The following is an 8,823-nucleotide window of genomic DNA, read 5'->3' as shown; positions in this document are numbered from 1 at the left end:
TCTATGTTTTCTATTAAATCTTTAATGTATTTAGGATCATTTTGTCCATCACCATCCATTGAGATAATAATATTTCCTGTAGCATGATAAAAACCAGCTGTAAGAGCAGCAGCTTCACCTCTATTTTTATCCATGTTAAGGATTCGTAAAAAGGGATCAGATTTTTTAAGATATTTTAAGATATTTAGAGAGTTATCAGAGCTGCCATCATTTACAAATATAATTTCATAGGAATAAGCTTTAGTTTGAGCTAATGCTTCTAAGACTTCTTTTGTTTCTTTATAAACTATGGGTATATTTTTTTCCTCATTATGCACTGGTATTACTACTGAGATTTTCATTTTGATTTAATTTTTATTAGCAAAGAATTCTTTTATAGAATTGATAATATAATCTATTTCTTTATCTTCTAATTCAGGATATAGAGGTATAGCCAAGGATTCCTTAGCTAATTTTTCTGCTGCAGGAAAACTTAAAAAGGTTTTATAAGTTTCTAAATAACTTTTATGTAAATGTAAAGGAATGGGATAATAATAACCAATTCCTATGCCTTTTTCTTTTAAAAATTTGGCTAACTCATCTCTATAAGGTGTTTTAATTACATATCTATGATAAACACTTTTTTTATAGTCAGGATCTAAAGGAGGAAGTTCTAAATCTTTGATATCAGAAAGAGCTTCATGATATTTTTTAGCTATGTTTCTTCTTACTTCATTTTTTTCATCCAGGGTTTTAAGTTTTGCTCTTAAGATAACAGCTTGTAATTCATCAAGTCTTGAATTAAGTCCAAAGAAATGAGAATGATTTTTTTCTACTTGGCCATGGACTCTTAAATATTTGATTTTATAAGCCAATTCATCATCATTAGTTACAATAACTCCTGCATCTCCTATAGCATTTAAATTTTTAACAGGACCACAACTGAAACAACCTACCTTCCCAAAAGTTCCAATTTTTTTACCCTTATATTCTGCTCCATGAGCATGGGAGGCATCCTCTATTAATATAATTTCGTATTCATTGCATATTTCAAGAATTTCCTCCATTTCTGCAGGATGGCCATACATGTGAACCAGAAGAAGAGCTTTGGTTTTGGGAGTTATTTTTCTCTTTAAATCTTTCAGATCTGGTCCAAAGGTTTTGGGATCAACATCCAAAAGTACAGGAGTTGCTCCTATCCAGTAAATAACTTCTAAATCAGCTATAAATCCATTAGACTGTAAAAGGACTTCATCACCTTTACCAATTCCACAGGCATAAAGAGCCATAAATAAAGCTGCAGTTCCTGAGCTACAGCCAAATGCATGTTTAGTTCCAAGATACTCTGCCCACTCTTTTTCAAAAGAAAGAAGATTGTTCCCATTTAAGATTTTCATAGAATTAAAGACTTCTTCCCAGTTTTGATAAACTTCATCTTTTATTTCTTTCCATGAGCGTTTTAAATCAAGTAAAGGAATTTTAAACATCTTTTACCCCCGTCCCAATTTGCACCATTTAGATTCAAAAGGAAATTTTATTTCTTGACCAGATTCTGCGGATTCGTATAATCCAATTATAACTTCAAGAGAAGGAATAGCTTCTTTTCCAACTACCAACCAGGGATCTTTTTCAGAGGTTTTAAAATATTTTATAGCTGATTTAAGATATGTAAAATGGGAAAAGCCTAAGGGATGAGGAGGATTTTCTGTAAATCCATTTGTCAAAGAAATAGTATCTTCTATTCCAGTTATAGCTAAATAGTCAAGCTTATTCATAGCAAATCCACCTATAATAGCAGAACCTTTTTCTCCAAGAATTACCAATTCAGCTTTGAGATCCTTTGGTCTTGCACAGGTAGTGGCTTCTATGGTCCCCAAAGCACCATTTTTAAATTTTAAAGTGCCTACTAATAAATCTTCTGCTTCTATATTTACTAAATAGGTTCCCATTTTAGCAAAAACACTTTCAACTTCCCCTCCAAGATAATAAAGCATATCTACAAAATGACATCCCTGCTGAGCTAAAGCTCCTCCATCTAAAGCCCAGGTTCCTCTCCATCCTGCAGAATCGTAATATTTTTGGTTCCTGCTCCAGTAAAATTTGGTAGAAAGCAAGATAATTTTTCCTAAAAGACCTTTATTCAAAATTTCTTTAATTTTTACTATAGGAAGATTGGCTCTATTTTGAAAAATGGTTACTAATTTTAAATTATATTTTTCTGCAAGGTTTACTAACATTTCTGCATCTTTTAAAGTAAGAGCTATGGGCTTCTCTATAAGAAGATCTTTTTTAAAATTTTCCAGAATTTCTTTACCTATCCTGGCATGTAATCCAGAAGGCAAGCTTAAATCAACTACATGGATATCTTCTTTTTTAAGCATTTCTTTATAATCTATATAAGGTTTGGCAGAAAGTTCATTAGCAAAAGATTGAGCTTTCTCTGGATCTATATCAGAAACTGCTACGACTTCTGCTTCGTCTTTAAGTTCTTTATAAATTTTAAGATGTCTTGTAGCAGCCTTTCCGCAACCTACAATAGCTATTTTTAGTTTCATAAATTCTAAAAGATATACCTAATTTTTTTATTGTAAAGTATAATTTTGAGGATAAATTTAAAAATTTATGAAATTAAAATGTCTTGTAATTCTTTTAGTTTTCTTTTTAGGAGTAGTAATTTTAGCTTATTTTCAGCCTATTTCTTCTTATCAAGAAGCGCGCAGAGTTTTGATAATAAAAGAAACCTCTGAGCATATATTTTTGCAGACTTATAACGGTAATCCCTATTTTACTAAACCTCCTTTATACACTTGGATTGCTATCCCTTTTTATAAAATTCTTTCCTCCAAACCAAAAGGAGATCTTTTTTCTATTAGATTAGTTTCTATCTTAAGTTATCTTTTTATATTAATAGCAATTTACTTTCTCTTAGAAAGAAATTTTAATAAATTTTGCCTGACTTCAATTATTCTTTTAAGCAATTTTCGTTTTCTTTCTTTCATTTCCCGTATTGATTTAGAGCCTCTTTTTGTTCTTTTTAGCTTTTTAATGTTTTGTTGTGCCTATTTTTATTTTAAAAAAGGGAAAGAGTTTTATAGAGTAAGCTTTTATTTATTTTTAGGATTGAGTTTTATGGTAAGAGGTCCTTTACATCTCTTTTTAATTCCTGCTTTTTTAGTTTACGGAATTATCTTTAAAGAAAAAAGAGTTTTTAAACTGCTTTTTTATCCATCAGGCTGGTTGATAACTTTAATTTTAATATTGCCCTGGTATTTTTATGGGTATTTTTATTTTGGAAAGAAAGTTTTTCAGGAGTTTTTATTTGTAGATTTAGGTAAACGTTTGATAATTCATAAAGATCCTTTTTATTATTATTTCAAAGCCCTATTTTTAAATTTCATCCTCTATTTTATTTTATTTGCATGGGTGGTTTTAAAAACAAAAAGTTTTAAATTATGGAAATTTTTAAAAGAAAAAGAAATCAGCTTTATATTTTTTTCTGCTTTTATTCCTGTTCTTTTGTTAAGTTTTACTGGAGAAAAATTTGATAAATATTTACTCTATCTTTATCCTTTATGGGCTATCTTTTTTGTATTAGTATTAGAAAAATATTTTTCTTTTTTAAAAAATTTGGCTTTAATATGTTTTATTTTAAGTGTGGTTTCTTATTTTTCTATTCAAATTTTTAAAATAAAGGATTTGTCTTATAAAATAGATATAATAAAAGCCAATATTAATCCTCATCAGAAATTAGTTTTCTGGCAAGATGAAATGCCTTTAATAATTTATTATTATGGTAAACCTATAAAGGTATTAAAAAACAAGAAAAAATTGAAAAGTTTTTTAGAAAAGGGATATTTTATCATTTCTAAAAAACCTTTACCGGGTTTAATTGATAAAATAATATTATTTGATCCCTATAAAAAGGATAGGATTTGGTATTTTTTAATTAAAAATTGATGTTTAATAATTTTTAAATTTCCCCCACAAATATTTAAGTCTTTCTCTAATTTTTTTCTCAATTCCTCTTTCTGTAGGGAAATAGAATATTTTATTTTTTATTTCTTCAGGTAAAAATTCTTGTATAATAAACCCCTTTTCATAATTATGGGCATATTTATAATCCTTTCCATAGCCGAGTTTTTTCATGAGTTTTGTTACAGGATTTCTCAAATGAAGAGGAACAGGGAGATTTTTGTTTTTTTCTACTTCTTCATAAGCCAGATTTAGAGCTTTATAAGCAGAATTACTTTTAGGAGCGCAGGCTACATAAAGAGCAGCTTCTGCTAAAGCCAGTTCTCCTTCTGGTTGCCCAAGAGTTTCAAAGGCTTCTTTTGCAGCAACTGCTATTACCAATGCCATGGGATCAGCTAATCCTACATCTTCTGCAGCACAGATTATAATTCTTCTGGCAATATAAAGAGGATCTTCACCTGCAGAAAGCATTCTTGCCATCCAATAAATAGTGGCATCAGGATCACTTCCTCTCATGCTTTTATGAAAAGCAGAAATAAGATTGTAGTGCTCTTCTCCAGCTTTATCATAACGGAGTGGTTTAAAAAGAAGATTTTCAGGAAGATCTTTTAAGGTAATATTGTTTTTATTTTGAGCTAAGGCTATTTCTACTATTAGTTCTAAAGTATTTAAAGCAGATCGTGCATCTCCATCACTTGCCTCTGCGATTTTTTCTAAAACATCATTATCTATTTTTATATTTAAATCGCCTAAACCTGTTTCTTTATCAGTTAAAGCCCTATTTAAAATAGTTAAAATTTCACTTTTAGAAAGAGGGTTGAGGAGAAAAATCTTCATCCGCGAAAGGAGAGGGGATATTATTTCAAAAGAAGGGTTTTCTGTAGTAGCACCTATGAGATAAATATCACCTTTTTCTACAAAAGGCAATAAAAAGGATTGCTGATTTTTATTAAATCTGTGGATTTCATCAATAAAAAGGATAGTAAACTTATTAAGGGGTTTAATTTGTTTGGCTTTATTAATTATTTCTTTTAAATTTTTTAAAGTGGTATCTACTGCACTAACAATAATAAAATTAGCATTTAAAGCTTGACCTATTAAATAAGCTAAGGAGGTTTTTCCTGTTCCAGGAGGGCCCCAGAGTATAAAAGAAAAGGGTTTTTTATGATTTATCAAATATTTTAAAGGCCCTTTTTCACCTATTAAGTGAGTTTGTCCTACAAATTCTTCAAAATTTTTAGGCTTTAATCTTTCTGCTAAGGGTTGCATAGCTCAAAAAAGATGTTATAATTTATTTTCACCTTAAGGATATATTTTTTATTAATATTTATAAAAATAAAGTTTAATTTTAAAATTAATAAAAGCAACCTCTTGACAAGATAAGAAAAAAGTAGTATATAAGAGGCTTGTTAATTTTTGTCTAATTTTAAAAGAAAAGAGGGGGAATATGCCTACTATTAACCAATTAGTGAGGTTAGGCAGAGGGAAAAAGGTAAAAAAATCTAAAGCGCCTGCGTTGCAGGGGTGTCCACAAAAAAGAGGTGTTTGTGTAAGGGTTTATACTGTTACACCTAAAAAGCCTAATTCAGCTTTAAGAAAAGTTGCGAGAGTGCGTTTAACCAATGGTATTGAAGTTACAGCTTATATTCCAGGAATTGGACATAATTTACAGGAACACTCTGTGGTTTTGGTAAGAGGAGGACGTGTTAGAGATTTACCTGGTGTTAGATATAAGATAATTAGAGGAGCTTTAGATGCTGCTGGTGTGCAGAATAGGAGAAAATCTCGTTCTAAATATGGAACTCCAAGGCCTAAATAAGAATAATTGAAGGGGTGAGATATGCCGCGTAAAGGACCTGTGCCAAAAAGGGAGATTCCTCCAGATCCTAAATATGGAAGTGTTTTAGTAGCAAAGTTTATAAATAACCTTATGAAAGATGGAAAGAAAAATGTAGCTCGTAAGATATTTTATGAAGCTTTAGAAAGATTGAGAGAAAAGTCTGGAGGAGAAGATCCTTTAAAGATTTTTGAAAAAGCAGTTGAAAATGTTAAGCCTTTGCTTGAAACACGTACTCGTAGAGTAGGAGGTGCTAATTATCAGGTTCCAGTAGAGGTTAGACCTGAAAGACAGGTATCCTTAGCTATAAAATGGATTATTAATGCAGCTCGTGCTCGTAATGAAAGAACTATGGTAGAAAGATTGGCTAATGAATTGTGGGATGCTTATAATGAAAGGGGGGCAGCTATAAAGAAAAGAGATGATACTCACCGTATGGCTGAATCTAATAGAGTTTTTGCCCATTATCGCTGGTAATTAGCCCTTTCTTAATACTTAATAAAGATTTAGAAAATAAAAAACAGGAAGGTGTGAGGTAATTATGACACCGGAAGAACTGAAAATTTTGAAAACAACAAGAAATATAGGATTTGTTGCACATATAGACGCAGGTAAAACTACTACCACAGAAAGAGTTCTTTATTATACTGGAAAGACCTATAAAATAGGTGAAGTTCATGAAGGAACTGCTACTATGGATTTCCTTCCTCAGGAACAGGAAAGGGGTATTACTATTACATCTGCATGTACTACTACCTTCTGGAGAGGGCATAGAATAAATATTATTGATACTCCGGGACATGTAGATTTTACTATAGAAGTTGAAAGAAGTTTAAGGGTTTTAGATGGTGCAGTAGTAATTTTTTGTGCAGTTGGAGGGGTTGAACCTCAGTCTGAAACTGTTTGGAGACAGGCTAATAAATATAAAGTTCCTAGAATTGCGTTTATTAATAAAATGGACAGACTTGGTGCTAATTTTGAGGGGGTAGTAGAGCAGATAAAACAAAAATTAGGAGCTAATCCTTTGCCACTCCAGATCCCTATAGGAGTTGAAGATTCCTTTGTAGGTATAGTAGATCTTATTGAAATGAAAGCTATTATTTGGGAAGAAGAAACCTTAGGAGCTAAATATCATTATGAAGAGATTCCTGCTGACTTAAAGGATAAAGCAGAAGAATATAGAATAAAGATGCTTGAGACCCTTGCTGATATTAATGATGAAATAATGGAAAAATATTTAGAAGGAGAGGAAATAACCCCAGATGAGATAAAAAAAGCTATAAGAGAGGCAACCGTAACTTTTAAAGCTGTTCCGGTTTTATGTGGTTCAGCTTTTAAAAATAAAGGAATTCAGCCCTTACTTGATGCTATAATAGATTATTTACCTTCACCTTTAGATATTCCACCTATAAAAGGAGTTAATCCTAATACAGGAGAAATAGAAGAAAGACCAGTTGATCCAGATGCTCCTTTAGCTGCTCTTGCTTTTAAAATTATGACAGATCCTTATATAGGAACTTTAACCTTTATAAGAATTTATTCTGGAAGATTAGAAAGTGGAATGTCAGTATATAATTCCACCAAGAGAAAAAAAGAAAGAATTGGACGTTTGGTTAGAATGCATGCTAATCAAAGAGAGGAAATTACAGGAGCTTTTGCTGGAGATATTGTTGCTGCTATTGGTTTAAGGGTAACTACTACAGGAGATACTCTTTGTGATGAAGCTCATCCTATAGAGCTTGAAAAACTTGAAATTCCAGAACCTGTTATATCTATAGCGGTTGAACCCAAGACCAAAGCAGATCAAGAAAAGCTGTCTTTGGCTTTACAAAAAATAGCTATAGAAGATCCATCTTTTAGGGTTACTGTAAACCATGAAACCGGGCAGACCCTTATTTGGGGAATGGGAGAGCTTCATTTAGAAATAATTGTAGATAGATTAATCAGAGAGTTTAAAGTTGGTGTAAATGTTGGAAGACCAGAAGTGGCTTATAAAGAAACTATTACTGTTCCAGCAGAAGCGGAAGGTAAATATATAAGACAAACAGGTGGTAGAGGACAATATGGACATTGTAAACTTATTGTAGAGCCTAATTCTGGAAAAGGATTTGAGTTTGTTTCTGAAATAGTAGGAGGAGTTATACCTAAGGAATTTATTCCTTCTATTGAAAAGGGTGTTAGAGAAGCTATGAATGAAGGAGTTCTGGCAGGTTATCCTGTAGTAGATGTAAAAGTGAGATTGGTTGATGGAAGTTATCATGAAGTAGACTCATCAGATCTTGCTTTTGCCATTGCAGGTTCTATGGCATTTAAAGAAGCCTGTAAAAAAGCTAATCCTGTATTGTTAGAACCTATTATGAAAGTAGAAATAGTGGTGCCTGAGGAGTATTTAGGAGATGTTTTAGGAGATATTTCTTCTCGTAGAGGAAGAGTGGAAAGCATGGATATGAGAGGGAATGCCAGGGTTATAATTGCTTATGTTCCTTTAGCAGAAATGTTTGGGTATGCTACCACTTTAAGATCTCTGACACAAGGTAGAGGAAACTTTATAATGCAATTTTCTCATTATGAAAAGGTGCCTGCTCAATTAGCAGAACAAATTATTAAGAAAGCAAAAGGAAGTTAAAATTTTTAGTATAGGAGGAGGAAAATATGGCTAAGCAGAAATTTGAGAGGAGGAAGCCACATTTAAATGTAGGGACAATAGGGCATATTGATCATGGTAAGACCACATTAACAAGTGCAATGACAAGGGTATTATCTACGAAGGGGTGGGCAGAGTGGATACCATTTGAGAATATAGATAAGGCACCTGAGGAGAAGGCAAGAGGTATAACTATACAGCTTGCGCATGTTGAGTATGAGACGGAGAAGAGGCACTATGCGCATATAGATTGTCCTGGGCATGCGGATTATATAAAGAACATGATAACAGGTGCGGCGCAGATGGATGGAGCTATTCTTGTTGTGGCAGCGACAGATGGGCCTATGCCACAGACAAGGGAGCATGTGTTGTTAGCAAGACAGGTTAATGT

General features: G+C 32.2%; 9 protein-coding genes. 5 read left to right on the top strand and 4 right to left on the bottom strand.

The features are described 5' to 3' along the window. From CC87_RS00415 to CC87_RS00405, 3 genes are all read right to left on the bottom strand, one after another. Positions 1–341 (bottom strand): glycosyltransferase (locus CC87_RS00415; RefSeq protein ID WP_038054971.1); only part of this gene is annotated, 341 nt, incomplete at its 3' end. A 6-nt stretch (positions 342–347) separates the two neighbouring features. Beyond that, positions 348–1,466 (bottom strand): DegT/DnrJ/EryC1/StrS family aminotransferase, encoded by a 1,119-nt coding sequence (locus tag CC87_RS00410; RefSeq protein WP_038054968.1) that lies wholly within the window; start codon positions 1,464–1,466, stop codon positions 348–350. A 3-nt stretch (positions 1,467–1,469) separates the two neighbouring features. Then, a complete protein-coding gene (locus CC87_RS00405) occupies positions 1,470–2,534 on the bottom strand; it encodes a Gfo/Idh/MocA family protein (protein WP_038054965.1) in 1,065 nt (354 codons plus the stop codon). Positions 2,535–2,601: 67 nt separating this feature from the next. Here CC87_RS00405 and CC87_RS00400 point away from each other — a divergent pair, with 67 nt between their 5' ends. Then, positions 2,602–3,936 (top strand): ArnT family glycosyltransferase, encoded by a 1,335-nt coding sequence (locus tag CC87_RS00400; RefSeq protein ID WP_038054962.1) that lies wholly within the window; start codon positions 2,602–2,604, stop codon positions 3,934–3,936. A 3-nt stretch (positions 3,937–3,939) separates the two neighbouring features. On the opposite strand, the gene CC87_RS00395 is transcribed toward CC87_RS00400, so the two are convergent. Then, positions 3,940–5,220: a replication-associated recombination protein A gene (locus CC87_RS00395; RefSeq protein WP_038054959.1), complete on the bottom strand. Its 1,281-nt coding sequence runs from the start codon at positions 5,218–5,220 to the stop codon at positions 3,940–3,942. Between the two features lie 178 nt (positions 5,221–5,398). Between CC87_RS00395 and rpsL the strand changes: the two genes are divergently transcribed. The 4 genes from rpsL to CC87_RS00375 all read left to right on the top strand — a co-directional run. Beyond that, positions 5,399–5,770: a 30S ribosomal protein S12 gene (gene rpsL / locus CC87_RS00390; RefSeq protein ID WP_038054956.1), complete on the top strand. Its 372-nt coding sequence runs from the start codon at positions 5,399–5,401 to the stop codon at positions 5,768–5,770. 21 nt (positions 5,771–5,791) lie between these two features. Beyond that, positions 5,792–6,265, top strand: coding sequence for a 30S ribosomal protein S7 (gene rpsG, locus CC87_RS00385; protein WP_038054953.1), 474 nt, complete (start codon positions 5,792–5,794; stop codon positions 6,263–6,265). A gap of 64 nt (positions 6,266–6,329) precedes the next feature. Beyond that, a complete protein-coding gene (gene fusA, locus CC87_RS00380; RefSeq protein WP_038054949.1) occupies positions 6,330–8,414 on the top strand; it encodes an elongation factor G in 2,085 nt (694 codons plus the stop codon). A gap of 26 nt (positions 8,415–8,440) precedes the next feature. After that, positions 8,441–8,823 (top strand): GTP-binding protein (locus CC87_RS00375; protein ID WP_038054945.1); only part of this gene is annotated, 383 nt, incomplete at its 3' end.

This window comes from Thermodesulfobacterium hydrogeniphilum (assembly GCF_000746255.1).
GTDB lineage: Bacteria > Desulfobacterota > Thermodesulfobacteria > Thermodesulfobacteriales > Thermodesulfobacteriaceae > Thermodesulfobacterium > Thermodesulfobacterium hydrogeniphilum.
The sequence above is the reverse complement of the archived record's forward strand: the minus strand, read 5'-3'. Positions and strand labels throughout refer to the sequence as shown.

Excerpts from the sequence above, each read along its gene's own strand:
- CC87_RS00410 (WP_038054968.1), bottom strand. The coding sequence starts at position 1,466 with ATGTTTAAAATTCCTTTACTTGATTTAAAACGCTCATGGAAAGAAATA.
- CC87_RS00405 (WP_038054965.1), bottom strand. The coding sequence starts at position 2,534 with ATGAAACTAAAAATAGCTATTGTAGGTTGCGGAAAGGCTGCTACAAGA.
- CC87_RS00400 (WP_038054962.1), top strand. The coding sequence starts at position 2,602 with ATGAAATTAAAATGTCTTGTAATTCTTTTAGTTTTCTTTTTAGGAGTA.
- CC87_RS00395 (WP_038054959.1), bottom strand. The coding sequence starts at position 5,220 with ATGCAACCCTTAGCAGAAAGATTAAAGCCTAAAAATTTTGAAGAATTT.
- rpsL (WP_038054956.1), top strand. The coding sequence starts at position 5,399 with ATGCCTACTATTAACCAATTAGTGAGGTTAGGCAGAGGGAAAAAGGTA.
- rpsG (WP_038054953.1), top strand. The coding sequence starts at position 5,792 with ATGCCGCGTAAAGGACCTGTGCCAAAAAGGGAGATTCCTCCAGATCCT.
- fusA (WP_038054949.1), top strand. The coding sequence starts at position 6,330 with ATGACACCGGAAGAACTGAAAATTTTGAAAACAACAAGAAATATAGGA.